Source organism: Nocardia cyriacigeorgica GUH-2 (genome assembly GCF_000284035.1).
In the GTDB taxonomy this organism is placed as follows: Bacteria; Actinomycetota; Actinomycetes; order Mycobacteriales; family Mycobacteriaceae; genus Nocardia; species Nocardia cyriacigeorgica_B.
The window spans coordinates 360,194-377,358 of sequence record NC_016887.1 but is presented as its reverse complement, the minus strand read 5'-3'; the positions used below and the strand labels follow the sequence as shown (position 1 = coordinate 377,358).

General features: G+C 68.7%; 18 protein-coding genes. 9 read left to right on the top strand and 9 right to left on the bottom strand.

What is annotated here, in order from left to right:
- Positions 1-65 precede the first annotated feature (65 nt).
- The 4 genes from acs to NOCYR_RS01680 all read left to right on the top strand — a co-directional run bounded on the left by acs (position 66) and on the right by NOCYR_RS01680 (position 4,953).
- Entirely contained in the window at positions 66-2,024 is a 1,959-nt protein-coding gene (gene acs / locus NOCYR_RS01695; protein ID WP_014348628.1) for an acetate--CoA ligase, read from the top strand.
- 177 nt (positions 2,025-2,201) lie between these two features.
- Positions 2,202-3,413: a Na+/H+ antiporter NhaA gene (gene nhaA, locus NOCYR_RS01690; protein ID WP_014348627.1), complete on the top strand. Its 1,212-nt coding sequence runs from the start codon at positions 2,202-2,204 to the stop codon at positions 3,411-3,413.
- A gap of 28 nt (positions 3,414-3,441) precedes the next feature.
- The gene (locus NOCYR_RS01685) at positions 3,442-3,981 is read left to right on the top strand and encodes a phage holin family protein (protein ID WP_048832601.1); all 540 of its coding nucleotides are present in this window, start codon (positions 3,442-3,444) and stop codon (positions 3,979-3,981) included.
- A 36-nt stretch (positions 3,982-4,017) separates the two neighbouring features.
- Positions 4,018-4,953, top strand: coding sequence for an alpha/beta fold hydrolase (locus tag NOCYR_RS01680; RefSeq protein ID WP_014348625.1), 936 nt, complete (start codon positions 4,018-4,020; stop codon positions 4,951-4,953).
- A 130-nt stretch (positions 4,954-5,083) separates the two neighbouring features.
- Here NOCYR_RS01680 and NOCYR_RS01675 read toward each other — a convergent pair whose 3' ends face one another.
- The 4 genes from NOCYR_RS01675 to nth are packed head-to-tail and all read right to left on the bottom strand — an operon-like array spanning position 5,084 to position 8,338.
- The gene (locus tag NOCYR_RS01675; protein ID WP_014348624.1) at positions 5,084-6,277 is read right to left on the bottom strand and encodes a MarP family serine protease; all 1,194 of its coding nucleotides are present in this window, start codon (positions 6,275-6,277) and stop codon (positions 5,084-5,086) included.
- Entirely contained in the window at positions 6,274-6,975 is a 702-nt protein-coding gene (locus tag NOCYR_RS01670) for an NUDIX hydrolase (protein ID WP_014348623.1), read from the bottom strand. The genes NOCYR_RS01675 and NOCYR_RS01670 overlap by 4 nt, the downstream gene beginning before the upstream one ends.
- Entirely contained in the window at positions 6,972-7,634 is a 663-nt protein-coding gene (locus NOCYR_RS01665; protein WP_148280501.1) for a TlpA family protein disulfide reductase, read from the bottom strand. Before NOCYR_RS01665 ends, NOCYR_RS01670 begins: the two co-directional genes overlap by 4 nt.
- A complete protein-coding gene (gene nth, locus NOCYR_RS01660) occupies positions 7,631-8,338 on the bottom strand; it encodes an endonuclease III (RefSeq protein ID WP_048833841.1) in 708 nt (235 codons plus the stop codon). Before nth ends, NOCYR_RS01665 begins: the two co-directional genes overlap by 4 nt.
- Positions 8,339-8,570: 232 nt before the next feature.
- On the opposite strand from nth, the gene NOCYR_RS01655 reads away from it, so the two are divergent.
- Both NOCYR_RS01655 and NOCYR_RS01650 read left to right on the top strand, forming a co-directional pair.
- Complete coding sequence (locus NOCYR_RS01655) at positions 8,571-8,798, top strand: hypothetical protein (protein ID WP_014348620.1); 228 nt, start codon at positions 8,571-8,573, stop codon at positions 8,796-8,798.
- A 145-nt stretch (positions 8,799-8,943) separates the two neighbouring features.
- Complete coding sequence (locus NOCYR_RS01650) at positions 8,944-9,618, top strand: Crp/Fnr family transcriptional regulator (RefSeq protein WP_014348619.1); 675 nt, start codon at positions 8,944-8,946, stop codon at positions 9,616-9,618.
- Positions 9,619-9,696: 78 nt separating this feature from the next.
- Here NOCYR_RS01650 and NOCYR_RS01645 read toward each other — a convergent pair whose 3' ends face one another.
- From NOCYR_RS01645 to NOCYR_RS28760, 3 genes are read right to left on the bottom strand one after another with little or no spacing between them, the layout of a single operon-like run.
- Positions 9,697-10,488: an MBL fold metallo-hydrolase gene (locus tag NOCYR_RS01645; RefSeq protein WP_014348618.1), complete on the bottom strand. Its 792-nt coding sequence runs from the start codon at positions 10,486-10,488 to the stop codon at positions 9,697-9,699.
- Positions 10,489-10,503: 15 nt separating this feature from the next.
- On the bottom strand, positions 10,504-10,992 hold the full coding sequence (locus NOCYR_RS01640) for a RidA family protein (RefSeq protein WP_014348617.1): 489 nt from the start codon (positions 10,990-10,992) through the stop codon (positions 10,504-10,506).
- 11 nt (positions 10,993-11,003) lie between these two features.
- A complete protein-coding gene (locus NOCYR_RS28760; RefSeq protein ID WP_014348616.1) occupies positions 11,004-11,168 on the bottom strand; it encodes a DUF4177 domain-containing protein in 165 nt (54 codons plus the stop codon).
- A gap of 169 nt (positions 11,169-11,337) precedes the next feature.
- On the opposite strand from NOCYR_RS28760, the gene NOCYR_RS01635 reads away from it, so the two are divergent.
- Positions 11,338-12,357, top strand: coding sequence for an ArsA family ATPase (locus NOCYR_RS01635; RefSeq protein WP_014348615.1), 1,020 nt, complete (start codon positions 11,338-11,340; stop codon positions 12,355-12,357).
- A complete protein-coding gene (locus NOCYR_RS01630; RefSeq protein WP_014348614.1) occupies positions 12,354-13,502 on the top strand; it encodes an ArsA family ATPase in 1,149 nt (382 codons plus the stop codon). Before NOCYR_RS01635 ends, NOCYR_RS01630 begins: the two co-directional genes overlap by 4 nt.
- On the opposite strand, the gene NOCYR_RS01625 is transcribed toward NOCYR_RS01630, so the two are convergent.
- Entirely contained in the window at positions 13,495-13,818 is a 324-nt protein-coding gene (locus NOCYR_RS01625) for a WhiB family transcriptional regulator (protein WP_011206869.1), read from the bottom strand. The two genes, NOCYR_RS01630 and NOCYR_RS01625, sit on opposite strands and share 8 nt — an antisense overlap.
- Before the next feature lie 440 nt (positions 13,819-14,258).
- On the opposite strand from NOCYR_RS01625, the gene NOCYR_RS01620 reads away from it, so the two are divergent.
- A complete protein-coding gene (locus tag NOCYR_RS01620) occupies positions 14,259-16,607 on the top strand; it encodes a penicillin-binding protein (protein WP_014348612.1) in 2,349 nt (782 codons plus the stop codon).
- 58 nt (positions 16,608-16,665) lie between these two features.
- On the opposite strand, the gene NOCYR_RS01615 is transcribed toward NOCYR_RS01620, so the two are convergent.
- Positions 16,666-17,130 (bottom strand): GatB/YqeY domain-containing protein, encoded by a 465-nt coding sequence (locus NOCYR_RS01615; protein WP_014348611.1) that lies wholly within the window; start codon positions 17,128-17,130, stop codon positions 16,666-16,668.
- Positions 17,131-17,165: the final 35 nt, after the last annotated feature.

Below are 17,165 nucleotides of genomic sequence, written 5' to 3'. Positions count from 1 at the left end.
GAGGGTCACAGTTGACTACTGTCGGAACCGGCCGCATGCGCAGGTGATGTGAAGGAAGTGACGAGATGACCGAAACCACCGCCGATCACCAGGACTCGTACCCGCCCAGCGCGGAGTTCGCCGCCGCCGCGAACGCCGATGCCGAGATCTATCGCCGCGCCGAGGCCGACCGCGAAGGCTTCTGGGCCGAGCAGGCCGGCCGTCTGCATTGGCATCAGCCGTGGAGCCAGGTGCTGGACTGGTCGGACGCTCCGGTCGCCAAATGGTTCGCCGACGGCAAGCTCAATGTGGCCTTCAACTGCCTCGACCGGCATGTGCTCGACGGCCACGGCGATCAGGTCGCCATCCACTGGGAGGGCGAACCGGGCGATTCCCGCGCCATCACCTATAACGAGCTGCTGGCCGAGGTCGGCCGGGCGGCCAACTACCTCACCGAACTCGGTCTCGAGGCCGGTGACCGGGTCGCCATCTACATGCCGATGATCCCCGAGGCCATCGTGTCGATGCTGGCCTGCGCGCGACTCGGGCTCACCCATTCGGTGGTCTTCGCCGGCTTCTCCCCCTCGGCGCTGCGCCAGCGCGTCGACGACGCCAGGGCCCGGCTGATCATCACCACCGACGGCCAGTGGCGGCGCGGTAAGCCCGCACCGCTGAAGGAGGCCGTCGACGAGGCGCTCTACGCCAAGGGCGATGTACCACACAGCGTCGAGCACGTGCTGGTGGTGCGCCGCACCAACGTCGAGGTGCCGTGGACCGAGGGCCGGGACCTGTGGTGGCACGAGACCGTCGCGCAGGCCTCCCCCGAACACGAAGCCCAGGCATTCGACGCCGAACACCCGCTGTTCATCCTCTACACCTCCGGCACCACCGGAAAACCCAAAGGCATCCTGCACACCAGCGGCGGCTACCTCACCCAGACCGCCTACACCCACCACTACGTCTTCGACCACAAACCCGGCGCCGACGTCTACTGGTGCACCGCCGACATCGGCTGGGTCACCGGCCACAGCTACATCGTCTACGGCCCCCTCGCCAACCGCGCCACCCAGGTCGTCTACGAGGGCACGCCGAACTTCCCCGATGAGCACCGGCACTGGCAGATCATCGAAAAGTACGGCGTCACCATCTATTACACGGCGCCCACGCTGATCCGCACGTTCATGAAGTGGGGTCGCGAGATCCCCGACGCGCACGATCTGTCCTCGATCCGGGTGCTGGGTTCGGTCGGTGAGCCGATCAATCCGGAGGCCTGGCGGTGGTACCGCGAGGTCATCGGCTCCGGTAGCGCGCCGATCGTGGACACCTGGTGGCAGACCGAGACCGGGTCGATCATGATCTCGCCGCTGCCCGGCGTCACCGCGGCCAAGCCGGGTGCTGCCATGACCCCGCTGCCCGGGATCTCGGCGAAGGTCGTCGACGAAGAGGGCGCCATCGTGCGCCCCGCCGGTGATTCGGCCGTGGTCGGCTATCTCGTGCTCGACCAGCCGTGGCCGTCCATGCTGCGCGGCATCTGGGGCGATATGGAGCGGTACAAGGCCACCTACTGGGAGCGCTACGCCGAACAGGGCTGGTACTTCGCCGGTGACGGCGCCAAGCTCGACGCCGACGGCGACCTGTGGGTGCTCGGCCGCGTCGACGACGTCATGAACGTCTCCGGGCACCGCATCTCCACCGCCGAGGTCGAATCCGCCCTGGTCGGGCATGCCGGTGTGGCCGAGGCCGCGGTGGTCGGGGCCAGCGATGAGACCACCGGGCAGGGCATCGTCGCGTTCGTCATCCTCACCGCCGAAGCCAAGGACACCGGCGATGAACTGGTGAGCGAGCTCAAGGCCGAGGTGGCCAGGGAGATCAGCCCGATCGCGCGGCCGCGAGAGATCCATGTGGTACCCGAACTGCCCAAGACCCGCAGCGGCAAGATCATGCGCCGGCTGCTGCGCGATGTGGCCGAAGGCCGCGAACTGGGCGACACCTCGACGCTGGTGGATCCGAACGTCTTCGAGGCGATCCGGGCCTCGCGCACCTGAGCAATCCAGACGAAGTCCGGCAGGTTACGCCCGGTGGGTTCGATTGTCACCGGGTGTAACCGTTAGAATTGCGTAAGGTGTGCCGGGAAGTCTGGTCGGCGCGCGGTCGTGACCTTCGGATCCCTCGCGGTTCGCAGCGCGTCTGCGGTCCCTGACCGACCCGTCGAGAGGTTTCCCGTGATCACAGCGGCGCGCTCGGAGCTGTCCCGCTATCTACGCACCGAAACCGTCGGTGGCTCACTGCTTCTCATCGCGGCCGCGGTGGCGTTGCTGTGGGTGAACTCGCCGTGGGGCCACGCCTACGAGACGATGACCGACACGGTGCTGGCGATTCCGCCGCTGCACCTGGAACTCACCCTGGCCGACTGGACCAAGGACGGGCTGCTCGCGGTCTTCTTCTTCGTGGCCGGCCTCGAGCTCAAACGCGAACTCGTGGTTGGCGAGCTGGCCGACCGCAAACGCGCCGCCCTGCCGATCATCGCCGCCATCGGCGGTGTGGTCACCCCCGCGATCATCGCCTACGCCATCGGCTACGGCGTGCCGGGCATGGACCGCGGCTGGGCCATCCCGGTCGCCACCGATATCGCGTTCGCGCTGGCGGTACTGGCCATGACCGGCTCCCGAGTGCCGGCCAGCGCCAGGGTCTTCCTGCTGAGCCTGGCCGTGGTCGACGACCTGCTGGCCATCATCCTGATCGCGGTGCTGTTCACCGCCGGGCTGTCGCTGCTGTGGCTGCTGGCCGCGCTGGCCTGCTTCGGCGGCTGGTGGCTGGCCCAGCACCGGCGCATCCGCACCCCGCTGGTGTACCTGCCGCTGGCCCTGGTGGCCTGGTACGCGCTACACGAGGCGGGCGTGCATCCGACGCTGGCCGGGGTGGGTATGGGCCTGCTGACGCGAGTCCGCAAGGATCCCGGCGAATCCGAAGCGCCCGCCACCCGATGGGAACATCTGGTGCAGCCGATCTCGGCGGGGCTGTGCGTGCCGCTGTTCGCGCTGTTCGCCTCCGGAGTCCCGTTGAACTCCAGCGTCTTCGGCGACCTGTTCACCGAGCGGCTGCCGCTGGCCATCATCGCCGGACTGCTGCTGGGCAAGACCATCGGCATCATGGGCTCGAGCTGGCTGGCGATCCGGCTCGGCATCGCCAAACGCCCCGCGCACCTCGGATATCGCGATATGTTCGCCCTGTCGGTGCTCGGCGCGATCGGCTTCACCGTTAGCCTGCTGGTGGCGGAACTCGCGCTGGAGGACGAAGCCGCCGTGGAATTGGCCAAGGCCGCGATCTTGGTGACCTCTATGGCGGCATCCCTGGCCGGTTCGGCGCTACTGTTGCGGCGTGGGCGTGTCCACCAGGCGCGGCGAGACGCGCGTGCGCTAGAACGAGAACAATGAAGCCTGGACAGGGAGAAGGGTCGACCAAGTGAGTGTCACACAGGGCGGTAACGGACGCGACGCGCATCGAGACGGCTCTCCGCACGATCCCGGACGTACCGTGACCGCGATCCCCCTGTCCGAGGTCGACCCGACCGCGACGGCGAGTTTCGGCACCCTGGTGCGCGATGCCACCGAACAGGTCTCGACGCTGGTGCGCGCCGAGGTGGAGCTGGCCAAGGCCGAGGTCACCGGCGAGATCAAGAAGGGCCTGCAGGGCAGCGTCTTCTTCATCGTCGCGCTGACCATCCTGCTGTTCAGCAGCTTCTTCTTCTTTTTCGCGGTCGCCGAAACCCTCGATATCTGGCTGTACCGGTGGGCGGCGTTCTGGATCGTGTTCGCGCTGATGGTGATCGCCACCGCCACCTTCGCCTTCCTCGGCTACCGCAAGGTCAAGAAGCTGCGCGCACCGGAGAAGACCATCGACTCGCTCAAGCAGACCCGCTCGGTGCTGCCCAGCGGGCTCGGCGCGCACGGCAAGCACGAGCTGACCGCCGACAAGATCGCCATGGACAAGCCCGCCCGCTGAGACACGCCGGGCCCCGGCCTACTACGCTCGGTCGGCGTGGCGTCGAACTTCCTGCCGGACCCGTCCAGCGTCCGTTATGAGGGTCCATGGACCCACCGCGACGTTCACGCCAACGGCATCCGCTTCCACGTCGTGGAGGCCGCGGCCGAACGCACGGACGCGCCGCTGGTGGTGCTGCTGCACGGGTTCGCCGACTTCTGGTGGTCCTGGCGGCATCAGCTGACCGGGCTGTCCGCCCTCGGTTACCGCGCCGTCGCAGTGGATCTGCGCGGTTACGGTGACAGCGACAAACCACCGCGCGGCTACGACGGCTGGACCCTGGCCGGCGATATCGCCGGGCTCATCCGCGCGCTCGGCCATACCGAAGCCACCCTGGTCGGACACGCTGACGGTGGTCTGGTGTGCTGGGCGACGGCGGTCATGCATCCGCGCCTGGTGCGGGCGATCGCGGTGATCGGATCACCGCATCCGGCCGCGCTCAAGAGCGCGATCCTGCGCGACCGCAACCAGCGCGGGACCTGGCTGCCGAATTTCTTGCGCTACCAGCTGCCCCGCTACCCCGAACACCTGCTGACCCGCGGTGACGGCGCCGAGGTGGAGCGGCTGCTGCGCGAGCGGGTGGGTGCGTCCTGGTCCGGGACCAGCGAATTCACCGACACCGCACGCCGGATGCGTTCGGCCATCCAGATTCCCGGCGCGGCCCATTGCTCGCTGGAATATCAGCGCTGGGCGTTCCGTAGCCAGTGGCGGCCGGACGGTCGCAGATTCATGGCCATCATGCGCAAGCCCATCGACATTCCGGTGCTGTCCATGCGCGGCGAACAGGACCGCTACGTGCTCACCACGACCATCCATCGCGGCCATCGGCTCTCCCCGCGCCGCAGCGTGGTCACCATCGCCGGCGCCGGGCATTTCGCGCATCAGGAGAACCCGGAAGCGGTGACGACCGAGTTGGCCAAACTGCTGAGCTGAGCGCCGCACTCCCCGAGCCGCGGTGCTCCCGTAAGCCGCCGAGGGACCGGCCCTGCCGCGACAGCCGACGTCCCGCATCGCTATCGGCTCGTCCAACCGGCGGCGCCATTGCCGCCGGGTGCGTCTCCGATCAGCTCAGCATGCACGGCCCTGTCGCGACCGGCGCGTTCGATCCCGCCGCCGAGTCCAGCTGACGCCGGACCTCCTGCAGGGTGAGCACATAGCCGGTGTCGTCGTCGGTGACGGCGGCGCCGAACACCACGCCGAGCACGTTGCCTTCGGTATCCACCAGCGGCCCACCGGAGTTGCCCGCCCGGACCTGTCCGCGCACGGTGTAGACCTCGCGTTCGATGGTGCCGTCGCGGTAGATGGTCGGGCCGGTCAGATCCAGCGTCTCGCGCACGCGGGCCGCGCTCGCGGTGTAGCGACCGCCGCCCGGGTAGCCGAGCACGATCGCGCTGTCACCGGACCGGGCCGGCGCCGCGGCTTCCGGGATCTCCGGCGCCGTGAGACCCGGCACCGACAGCACCGCGACGTCGGTGGACGGATCGAACAGCACCACCTCGGCCTCCAGCGGACCGGTGGCGGTGTCCACCGTGACGCTGGTCGTGCCCGCGACGACGTGCGCGTTGGTCATCACCCGCTCGGGCGAGATGACGAAGCCCGAACCCTCCAGCGCCCGCTGGCAACTCGGCGCCACCCCGCGAATGCGCAGCACGCTCTGCTGCAACCGGGCCGCGACGGGGCTGGAGAGCACGCTCGGATCCGGCGGCTCGACGGCGGCGATCGGCGCCCGGCCGAACGGCCCGATGACGTCCGGCAGCCCGGAAGTGTTGAGCAGCTTGGAGAACTCGTTGGGCAGCTTGCGCAGCCAGTTCGGCGCCACATCGTTGACGTCGGCCAGCACCCGCGAGCCATTGATCGCGGTCGCGATGGCCGGCTGCGAGGAGGTGGCCAGCGGCAGGGCCAGCAGCCACGCCGTCACCAGCACGGCCACCGCTTGCAGCACCGCACCGACGACGCTGTCCACAGTCCGGGTGAAGGTGTGGCGCATTCCGCCGCGCGCGGCCCGCCCGAGCACCATGCCCGCGACCTCGCCGACGATCACCAGCACCACGATCAGCAGCACACCGGCCAGCACCCGGCTGCGCCCCTCACCGATGTGGATGAGGATATGCGGGGCGATCAGGATGCCGGCGACGGCGCCGAGCACCACACCGAGGAAGGCCAGCGCCGAGGCGACCGCACCCTGCCGCCAGCCCGAGGAGGCGGCCAGCAGGGCCAGGATGACGACCGCGATATCGAGCCAGGTCGATGCGCTCACAGCGTCATCCCCACCGCGGCCAGCGAGCTCTCCAGATCACGGACGTCGGTGCGGTCCCAGTCGCGCTCCCAGCCGAGCGTGGTGATCAGCCCGGCGAGGATGCCGCCGGTCAGGCCCCACACCAGCATCCCGTCCACCTGGAAGGCCGGGCTCTGATAGCCCAGGCTGCCACGGACGAGGAACCGGTTCGCCGGATCGAGCAGATCGGACAACGACACGCGCACCACCCGTTCGGTTTCACTCTGGTCGACCACGCGCACCTCGCTCGGCGTGCGCCAATACGCCACCACCGGTGTCACATCGAACCGGGACGGCGGCACGAACAATTTCGGCAGCACCGCGATCGGCTGCACGCCGTCGCGGTCCAGTCCGGTTTCCTCCCACGCCTCCCGCAGCGCGGTATCGATCGGACCGGTGTCACCGGGATCGACCGCGCCGCCGGGGAAAGCGACCTGGCCGCGATGCTGGCGCATGGTGGAGGCGCGCTGGGTCAGCAGCACCTCGGCGTCGGCGGGCAGCCCGCCCGGTGCGGTGGGGTCCGGCTCCTCGGAACCGCCGAACAGCACCAGCACCGCGGCCTGGCGCGGCTCGGAGGTCAGCGTCATGACCCGGCGCAGCGCGCGCGCCTTCGAGAGCGTGTCGGAGAAGTCGGCGTGAGTGTGGGTGGCAGCGGCCAGCCAGGGCGGAATATCGGTCATGAGGTCACTCCCAGCGCCCCGGCAACGGTATCGGCGATGTCGTCGACATCGTGGAACGGGCGCGCGACGTACTCGGCGATCGACCCGTCCGGCCGGATCAGCACGGTGATCGGCAGCGCGGTCGGCGCGCCCGCGGCCGCCCGCACCGCGGCGTCCGGATCCTGCACGCCCGGCATGGTCAGCGGCGCCTTTCCGGCGGCGCGCTGCTCGTCGTTCAGCGCGGCGAGCATGGCGAGGGCCTTGTTCTCGGCGGGATCGCTGTGCACGGTCAGCACCGTCACCGCCGGACCGGCCCGGTTCGCGTACTCCTGGAGGATGGGCAGCTCGGTGCGGCACGGCTCGCACCAGTAGGCCCACAGATTCAAGACCGCCGGCTTACCGGCCAGGGCCGCGGCCAGGTCGACGGGCGCACCGTCGGCCAGGCAGGTCAGCGATAAGCCGGCCAGCGGGCCCGCACCCACCGCGCCCTCGGCCGGACGCGGGCACGCCGCGAGACCGGCCGCAGCGCGCGCCTGCGGATCGACACGCGCGGCGGTGGTGACACGGTCGTCGACCCGGGTGGTCTCGTCCGCACCGCGCGGCCACAGCGCGACGGCCAGCGCGACGGCGACGATCAGGATCGACAGCACCCAGCGCCACCGGACGGGAACTCGGCTCACCGGCCCACCAGCTCGAGCAGATGCTCCGCTTCCGGCCCCTTCACCAGCTCGGCGGCGGCATCCGGATCGGTGGGCCCGATCCCGAACGAGGGACAGTCCTTGGCCAGCAGGCACACCCCGCACGCCGGTTTGCGCGAATGGCAGACCCGGCGCCCGTGGAAGATCACCCGATGGGACAGCAGTGTCCACTCCTTGCGCTCGATCAGCTCGCCGACGGCCTGTTCGACCTTGACCGGATCTTCTTCGGTCGTCCATCCCCAGCGGCGCACCAGCCGGCCGAAGTGGGTGTCGACGGTGATACCCGGCACCCCGAACGCGTTGCCGAGGATGACGTTGGCAGTCTTGCGCCCGATGCCCGGCAAGCGGACGAGTTCGTCCATGGTGTGAGGCAACTCACCATCGAAATTTTCCAGCAGGGCTTGCCCGAGGCCGATGAGGGCGTTCGCCTTGTTCCGGTAGAAGCCGGTGGGGCGGATGTATTCCTCGAGTTCGGCGCGGTTGGCCTCGGCATATGCGCGCGCGTCAGGGTACTTGGCAAAAAGCGCGGGCGTGGTGAGGTTCACTCGCACGTCGGTGCACTGGGCCGACAGGATCGTCGCGACCGCCAACTCCAGTGGCGTGGTGAAATCCAACTCGCAGTGCGCATCCGGGAATGCCAGGGCCAGTTGCCGGTTCATCCGGCGCGCCCGGCGCACCAGTCCCAGGCGGGTTTCCGCCGGTCGAGCGCGGGTTTTACGCTGCGGTGCGCCATCGGCCGCCGGCGCAGGATCAGCCGCCGCGGCGGTGGCCGAAGGTCCGATCCCGGCCGCGGAAGAGGGGGAGACACGCACCTGTCCACCATACGGAACGCACCGACATCGTTGCCTGCCCAGATCTGGTGCCGTGTTCCATCTGAGACCTCGACAGTGTTTACTGCTCGGCATGCAAGGACTCGCTGTGGTGCTCTTCCCAGTGGCGTTGATGCTTTTCGCCCTGGGCATGGAGCGGGTCGAGAACCGGCTCCGCAAACTTCTCGAACCCGACGAAGAAGTTCAGCTGTACTTGGACAAGGCCAGCAACGCCGAGGTGAAAGAGCTGACCAAGCTCGGACTGCCCGCGGCGGTGGCCCGCATGCGCAAGCGCCGCTCCCGCGCTGAGGAAATGGACATCGCCCGGGCCAGCTGAGCCCGCGCGACGCGAAGTTCACACCGCACAATCCGGCCGTTACGTGGTGTCTGTCACTACGCGCAATGAATGCCGCGTAGACTGCACTGTCGGCCGACCCACTTCGGTCCAGGACTTACAGCCATTTCCCATAAGGAGCACATTCGTGGACGAGGCCCTCGCCAGAGCAGGCATCTTCCAAGGCGTAGAGCCCACCGCGGTGGCCGCGCTCGCCAAACAACTGCAGCCCGTGGATTTCCCGCGCGGCCATGTCATCTTCAACGAAGGTGAGCCCGGCGATCGGCTGTACATCATCACGTCCGGCAAGGTGAAGATCGGTCGCCGTTCCCCGGACGGCCGGGAGAACCTGCTGACCATCATGGGCCCGTCGGACATGTTCGGCGAGCTGTCGATCTTCGACCCCGGCCCGCGTACCTCCACCGCCACTACGGTCACCGAGGTTCGCGCGGTCACCATGGACCGTGAGGCGCTCAAGTCCTGGATCGACCAGCGTCCCGAGATCGCCGAGCAGTTGCTGCGCGTGCTGGCCCGTCGTCTGCGCCGCACCAACAACAACCTCGCCGACCTCATCTTCACCGACGTCCCGGGCCGGGTCGCGAAGGCGCTGTTGCAGCTCGCCCAGCGCTTCGGCACCCAGGAGGCCGGCGCGCTGCGGGTCACCCACGACCTCACCCAGGAAGAGATCGCCCAGCTGGTCGGCGCCTCCCGCGAGACCGTGAACAAGGCCCTGGCCGACTTCGCGCACCGCGGCTGGCTGCGGCTCGAGGGCAAGAGCGTGCTGATCTCCGATTCCGAGCGCCTCGCCCGGCGCGCGCGCTGATCCCGGGTACCTACCGCTGATCGTTCGAGGCCCGGCCGCATCGCGCGGACCGGGCCTCGAACGTGCGCTCAGGCCTCGTCAGGGTTGCGAGCGCAGATACTCCAGCTGAGCCTGGACCGAACTCCGGGCCGCCAGCCACAGCTTCTTGTCCACATCGGCATATACCTTGCGCACCACCGCCATCGGCCCGGCGTCGGGTCCGAGTTCGGCCAGCGCCGCGCGCACCTGCTCCAGCCGCTCCTGCCGGTGCTCGATGTAGTAGCGCGCCACCGGCTCGAGATCCGGATGATCAGGACCGTGCGCGGGCAGCAGGGCCTTCCCCGCGCCCACCTCCACCAGCCGATCCAGCGACCGCAGGTAGTTGCCGAGCGCGCCCTCGGCCGACTCGAGGACGGTGGTGCCGCGACCGAGGATGGTGTCACCGGTCAGCACGGCGTCATCCAGCACGAAACTCACCGAATCCCCGGTATGGCCCGGCGTGTGCAGCACGGTGATGCGCAGCCCGCCCGCGACGATGACCTCGCCGTCGGTCAGCACCGCATCGCTGCCGCGCAGGAACTCGCGGTCCATCGCCCGCACCGGCGTCCCGGTCAGCTTCACCAGCCGGTCGATGCCGCCGGTGTGATCGGAATGCCGGTGCGTGATCAGGGTGAGCGCGATATCGCCACCGGTCGCCGCGGCAATCGCCTCGATATGCGCGCGCTGCTTGGGACCCGGGTCGACCACCACGTAACCGGCGCCGTCCGGGGCCCGCAGGATCCAGGTATTGGTCCCGTCCAGCGTCATCTGGCCCGGATTGTCCGCCAGCAGCACCGCCGCGGTCGGCGTGACCTGCCGCAGCTGCCCATAGGCGGGATGGGTCAGGGTCATGGGCCTACCTCCTGATCAACGCACCTCGGCGATGAGTTCCACCTCGACCGGGGTGTTCTTCGGCAATTCCGACACCCCGACCGCCGAGCGGGCGTGCGTGCCTGCGGCGCCGAAGACCTCACCGAGGAATTCCGAGGCGCCATTGATGACCAGCGGCTGGTCGGTGAAGCCGGGCGCCGACGCGACGAAGCCGACCACCTTGACGATCCGCACGACCTCGTCCAGGCCGACCAGATCGTGCACCGCGGCCAGCGCGTTCAGCGCACACAGCCGCGCGGCCTCGGCGGCCTGCTCCAGCGTCACCTCGGCACCGACCTTGCCGGTGGCCGACAACGCGCCGGAGACGAACGGCAACTGGCCGGAGGTGTAGACCAGCGATCCGGTGCGGACCGCGGGCAGGTAGGCGGCGACCGGTGCGGCGACCTCGGGCAGGCTCAGGCCGAGCCGGTCCAGATTGCGTTGCCAGGAGGTTGCTGGCTCGGCAGCGGGCGTTTCGAGTGCCATGGCCGCCCGCCCTACTGCTTCGGCCGCTTCAGGTAGGCCACGTGCTGTTCACCGGTCGGGCCGGGCAGCACGGTCACCAGCTCCCAGCCGTCGGCGCCCCACTGGTCGAGGATCTGCTTGGTCGCATGGGTGAGCAGCGGAACGGTCGCGTACTCCCACAGGGTCACATCGCTCATGGCTGGAGCCTAATGGGTGCGGTCCGGCCGCTCCGACCGCAGCCGGGCCGGTCACCGGTGATGCGAGGCGCACGTCACTGTCTGATACACCACACCGCGGGTATCCGGATCCCTAGGGCGCGATCCCAGAACGGGTTATAGGCTCGCGAACGTGGGAGCACCAACAACAGTGCCGGTTTCGGCCGATCCGGGGCTGACGACCGGCTGGCCGGAACGCGCGGCGAAGGCCCGCCTGCACTACGTGTCGGGTAAGGGCGGGACCGGGAAGTCGACCGTCGCCGCGGCCCTGGCCTTGGCGCTGGCCGCGGGTGGACGCCGGGTTCTGCTGGTCGAGGTGGAAAGCAGACAGTCCATCGCCCAGCTGTTCGACCTGCCGCCGCTGCCACCCACCGAGACCAGGATCGCCACCGCCGACGGTGGTGGCGAGGTGGTCGCGCTCGCGCTCGATATCGAGCACGCCTTCCTCGAATACCTGGAGATGTTCTACAACCTGGGCTTCGCCGGCCGCGCCATGCGCCGGATGGGTGCCATCGAGTTCGTCACCACCATCGCGCCCGGCCTGCGTGACGTCATCCTGACCGGCAAGATCAAGGAGTGCGCGGTCCGCGTCGACAAGGCCGGTAAACAGGTCTACGACGAGATCGTGGTGGACTCCCCGCCGACCGGCCGGATCGCGAGCTTCCTCGACGTCACCCAGGCGATGGCCGAGGTCGCCAAGGGTGGCCCGATCGCCTCGCAGGCCGAGGGCGTGTCGAAACTGCTGCATTCGGACCAGACGATGATCCATCTGGTTACCCTGCTCGAGGCGCTGCCGGTGCAGGAAACCGCCGACGCCATCGCCGAACTGACCGAGGCCGACCTGCGGATCGGCACGGTGATCGTCAACCGTGCCAGCCAGGACCAGCTACCCGCCGAACAGCGCAATCGCGCCGCCACCGGCGATCTCGATCTCGACACCATCCGGGCCGGGCTCGACAGCGCCGGAATCTCCCTGCCCGAGGACGACTTCCAGGGCCTGATCACCGAGACCGTCGAGCATTCGGCCACCTTGCGCGCCCAGGACGACAGCGCCACCGAACTCGCCAAGGTCGACGTCTCCCGGATCTCGTTGCCCGCGCTCACCGACGGCATGGATCTGGGCGGGCTCTACGAGCTGGCCGAACACCTCACCGCACAGGGAGTCCGATGAGCACGCCGCAGGCAGGCGCCCCCGAGCTGGACATCTCGACGATCATCGGCGACCCGAGCGCACGCATCGTGGTGTGCTGCGGGTCCGGCGGTGTCGGTAAGACCACCACCGCCGCCGCCATCGCCCTGCGCGCGGCCGAGTCCGGCCGCAAGGTCGTGGTGCTGACCATCGACCCGGCCCGAAGGCTGGCCCAGTCGCTGGGCGTCGCCGATCTGGGCAACACCCCGCAGCGGGTGGAGCTGGGCCCCGAGGTCAAGGGCGAACTGCACGCGATGATGCTGAATATGCGCCGGACCTTCGACGAGATGGTGCTCGAGCACACCAGCCCGGACAAGGCCGAGCAGATCTTCGCCAATCCCTTCTATCAGACCGTCGCCTCGTCCTTCGGTGGGACGCAGGAGTACATGGCGATGGAAAAGCTCGGCCAGCTGGCGAATCGGCGCGAGTGGGATCTGATCGTGGTCGACACTCCCCCCTCGCGTAACGCGCTGGACTTCCTCGACGCGCCCAAGCGGCTCGGCAATTTCCTCAACGGCCGGATGATCCGGGTGATCATGGCGCCCGGACGCGGTGTCGGCCGGTTCGTCACCGGGGCCATGAGCCTGGCGGTGCGCGGGGTGTCGACGATCGTCGGCGGCCAGATGCTCAAGGACGCCTCGCTGTTTCTGCAATCGCTGGAATCGCTGTTCGGCGGATTCCAGGACCGGGCCAACCGGACCTACGCGATGCTGTCCAAGCCGGGCACCCACTTCCTGGTGGTCGCCGCGCCCGAACCGGATGCCCTGCGAGAGGCCTCGTTCTTCGTCGACCGGCTCTCCACCGAGAAGATGCCGCTGGCCGGGCTGGTGCTGAACCGGACCCACCCGGTCCGCAGTGCGCTACCGGCCGATCACGCGCTGACCGCCGCCGACCAGTTGACCGAATCCAACCCGCTGACGGCGGCGGTGCTGCGCATCCACGCCCACCGGGTGGCCACGGCGAAACGGGAAAAGCATCTGCTGCTGCGCTTCACCGGAGCCCACCCCCGGGTGCCGATCGTGCCGGTGACCGCGCTGCCCTTCGAGGTCTCCGATCTCGAAGCGCTGCGCGCGGTCGGCGATCAACTCACCCGGACCCCGGCCGGCTCGGCCGTGCCGGTTACATAGCCACCTGATGCTGGCGCTGGGCCTGGAAGAAATCGGCCCATGACGTCACTTCGGGGTGCTGCTTGAGCAGCGCACGCCGCTGCCGCTCGGTCATCCCGCCCCACACACCGAACTCCACTCGGTTGTCGAGTGCGTCGGCTCCGCACTGCATCAGTACCGGGCAGTGCCTGCAGATCGTTGCCGCTTTGCGCTGCGCCGCGCCACGAACGAACAGCTGATCGGGGTCTACTTCCTTGCATCGGGCCTGGGATACCCAGGCGATCCTCGCTTCGGCCTGCTCTACGTCCAATCGAGCGATGGGGGTTGTCATGTGCATTTGGTGTGCCCCTTTGCAGTCCGAACACCGGGTCAACGGCGCTCCGGAATCGCGTGTCAGCCCCGCAGCAACCCAAACCCCGCTGCGAAGTGCACCACATTCCACTTTGAGTGTTAGCTCTATCACACTGGGTTCTCAATCTAGGTAAAGGTATGCCGGGAGCGCAAGACCGAGCTGTGATTTTTTGGTACGTCCGTGCCGCGACCACGCGACACGCCAGTGACCCAATCGCGACACACCATCGAATCGACCGTTATCCGGCGTTCGATCGAACGCCGCGCTCACCGGCCCGCCGTCAGCGCCGGATTTCCGCTCCGGAACCCGGCCCGACCTGCAATCGAGCAATTCGGAACAAACACACCCGCGAGAGCGTCCGACCCACCCCTTAGTCTGGTCCCGTGCCGATCAGACATACGCTCGCGAAGCTGGCCGTTAGCTGCATGCTGGCCGCCGTGCTCGTCGCCGGGCTGTTGTTCCCGCTCGCAGGCGGTTTCGGATTCGTGTCCAACCGCGCCGCCGACGCCGTCGACAACGTCTCCGCCGAGTTGGTCGAGGGCACGGTGCCCGCGGTGTCGACGATGGTCGACGCGGCAGGCAATCCGATCGCCTGGCTCTACGAACAACGCCGCTTCGAGGTGCCCAGCGACCGGATCTCCAACGACATGAAGCTGGCGATCGTCTCCATCGAGGACCGCCGCTTCGCCGACCACGACGGCGTCGACTGGCAGGGCACGCTACGCGCGTTCCTCACCAACACCACCAGCGGTGAGGTGCAGCAGGGCGCGTCCACCATCGACCAGCAATATGTGAAGAACTTCCAGCTGCTGGTGGTGGCCAAGACCGACGCCGAACGCCGCGCCGCCATCGAGACCACCCCGGCCCGCAAGATCCGCGAGATCCGGATGGCGCTGACGCTGGACAAGGAACTGACCAAGGACGAGATCCTCACCCGGTACCTGAATCTGGTGCCGTTCGGTAACTCCTCCTACGGCATCCAGGACGCCGCGCAGACCTATTTCGGCATCGACGCCGCCGACCTGAACGTGCCGCAGTCGGCGATGCTGGCCGGCATGGTGCAGAGCAGCTCGAAGCTCAACCCCTACACCAACCCCGAGGGCGTGCTGGCCCGGCGCAACACCGTGCTGGACACCATGATCCAGAACATCCCCAGCCGCGCCGACGAATTCCGCAAGGCCAAGACCGAGCCGCTGGGCGTGCTGCCCGAGCCCAAGGGTCTGCCGCGCGGCTGCATCGCCGCCGGTGACCGTGGTTTCTTCTGCGATTACGCCCTGCAGTATCTGGCCAACGCCGGCATCAGCCGCGAGCAGATCGACAAGGGCGGCTACCTGATCCGCACCACCCTCGACCCGGCCGTGCAGGATTCGGTCAAGCGCGCGGTCTCCGAGGCCGCGCCGCCGGATCTGGAGAACATCGCCGAGGTCATGTCGGTGGTCGGGCCCGGCCAGGATTCGCATCCGGTCCTCGCCATGGCCAGCAGCCGCACCTACGGCCTCAACCGGGAGGCGCACGAAACGCTGCTGGCCCAGCCGTACTCGATGGTCGGTGACGGTGCCGGCTCGGTGTTCAAGCTGTTCACCACCGCCGCGGCCATGGAGAAGGGCATGGGCATCAATGCCCAGCTCGATGTGCCCGGCCGGTTCAACGCCCAGGGCATGGGTAACGGTGGCGCGCCCGGCTGCCCGCCGGCCACCTACTGCGTCGAGAACGCCGGCCGCTACAAGTCGCCGATGTCGGTGACCGAGGCGCTGGCCACCTCGCCCAACACCGCGTTCGTCAAGCTGATCCAGGCCGTCGGCGTCACCCCGACCGTGGATATGGCGGTGCGCCTTGGCATGCGCTCCTACACCGAGCCCGGCAGCTCGGGGCTGGAGAACAACCAGAGCCTGGCCGACATGATCAAAAGCCAGAACCTGGGCTCGTTCACCCTCGGCCCGGTGCCGATCAATCCGCTCGAGCTGTCCAACGTGGCCGCCACCCTCGCCTCCGGCGGCAAGTGGTGCCCGCCCTCGCCGATCAAGGAAGTGATCGACCGCAACGGCAAGCAGGTCCCGCTCACCCAGCAGGCCTGCGAGCAGGTGGTCGAGCCCGGCCTGGCCAACACCTTGGCCAACGCCATGAGCAAGGACGATCAGCCCGGCGGTACCGCCTTCGCCGCGGCCGCCAACGCGGGCTGGACGCTGCCGATGTCGGGTAAGACCGGAACCACCGAAAGCCACCGCTCCTCGGCGTTCGTCGGCTTCACCAACTCGCTGGCCGCCGCGGTCTACGTCTACGGCGACAGCCCGACGCCCGGCGAGATCTGCTCGTTCCCACTGCGCAACTGCGGCGCCAGCGACGCCAACGGCCTGTTCGGCGGTAACGAACCCGCCCGCACCTGGTTCAACGCGATCAAACCCGTGGTCGGGAACTTCCCGCCGCCGGTGTTGCCGCCACTGGACGACAAATACGTGCGCGGCGCCAACAACGCCCAGGTGCCCGACGTGGTCGGGATGAAGCAGGGTGAGGCGACCGCCGCGCTGATCGCGGCCGGGTTCAAAGTCACGCCGGTGGAGTCGTCCGGCTCGGCGCCGAAGGGCACCGTCACCGGGTCCTCGCCGAACGGTTCGGCCATTCCGGGCTCGCTGGTGACGATCTACGTCAGCGACGGCACCGTGCGTACCCCGCCACCGCCGGGCCCGCAGGGACCGCCGCCAGGCGTGCCGGGGCTTCCGCCGCCGCCGCGGCTGCCACCGATCCCGATCCCCATCCCGCTACCGTTCCCCCGGTAACGACAACGCCGACCCGGTCTGACCGGGTCGGCGTTTCGGTTGTCTACGGGTCGAACGACTACAGCCGGGCCTTGACCGCGGCCGAGATCCGGGCGCCGTCGGCCTTGCCCTCGGCCAGCGCGGTGGCGATCTTCATGACCTGCCCCATCTGGCGCATCCCGGGCCGCTGGCCGGTCTGCTCGGCGATCTGCGCGATGGCGGTATCGGCGATGTCGGCGACCTCGGCGTCGGTCAACTGGGTGGGCAGGTATTCGTCGATGATCCTGGCCTCGGCGTGCTCGTTGGCCGCCAGCTCACCGCGGCCGGCTTGGGCGTACACCTCGGCGGCCTCGTTGCGCTTCTTGGATTCCTTGGCCAGCACGGCGACGACCTCGGCGTCGGAGAGCTCACGTGCCTCGGGGCCCGCCACCTCGGCGGACTGGATGGCGGCGAGCAGCATCCGCAACGTGGCCAGACGCAGCGTGTCCTTGGATTTCATGGCGGCGGTCATATCCGTCCGCAGCTGCGATTTGAGTTCCGACATGAGCCACACGGTAGCCGCTGCGCCGGAGCGGGCCC

Bases quoted from the DNA above. Each gene is read 5' to 3' on its own strand.
- acs (WP_014348628.1), top strand. From the start codon at position 66: ATGACCGAAACCACCGCCGATCACCAGGACTCGTACCCGCCCAGCGCG.
- NOCYR_RS01670 (WP_014348623.1), bottom strand. From the start codon at position 6,975: ATGACCGATATTCCGCCCTGGCTGGCCGCTGCCACCCACACTCACGCC.
- NOCYR_RS01645 (WP_014348618.1), bottom strand. From the start codon at position 10,488: ATGACCCTGACCCATCCCGCCTATGGGCAGCTGCGGCAGGTCACGCCG.
- NOCYR_RS01640 (WP_014348617.1), bottom strand. From the start codon at position 10,992: ATGGCACTCGAAACGCCCGCTGCCGAGCCAGCAACCTCCTGGCAACGC.
- NOCYR_RS28760 (WP_014348616.1), bottom strand. From the start codon at position 11,168: ATGAGCGATGTGACCCTGTGGGAGTACGCGACCGTTCCGCTGCTCACC.
- NOCYR_RS01630 (WP_014348614.1), top strand. From the start codon at position 12,354: ATGAGCACGCCGCAGGCAGGCGCCCCCGAGCTGGACATCTCGACGATC.
- NOCYR_RS01625 (WP_011206869.1), bottom strand. From the start codon at position 13,818: ATGCACATGACAACCCCCATCGCTCGATTGGACGTAGAGCAGGCCGAA.
- NOCYR_RS01620 (WP_014348612.1), top strand. From the start codon at position 14,259: ATGCTGGCCGCCGTGCTCGTCGCCGGGCTGTTGTTCCCGCTCGCAGGC.
- NOCYR_RS01615 (WP_014348611.1), bottom strand. From the start codon at position 17,130: ATGTCGGAACTCAAATCGCAGCTGCGGACGGATATGACCGCCGCCATG.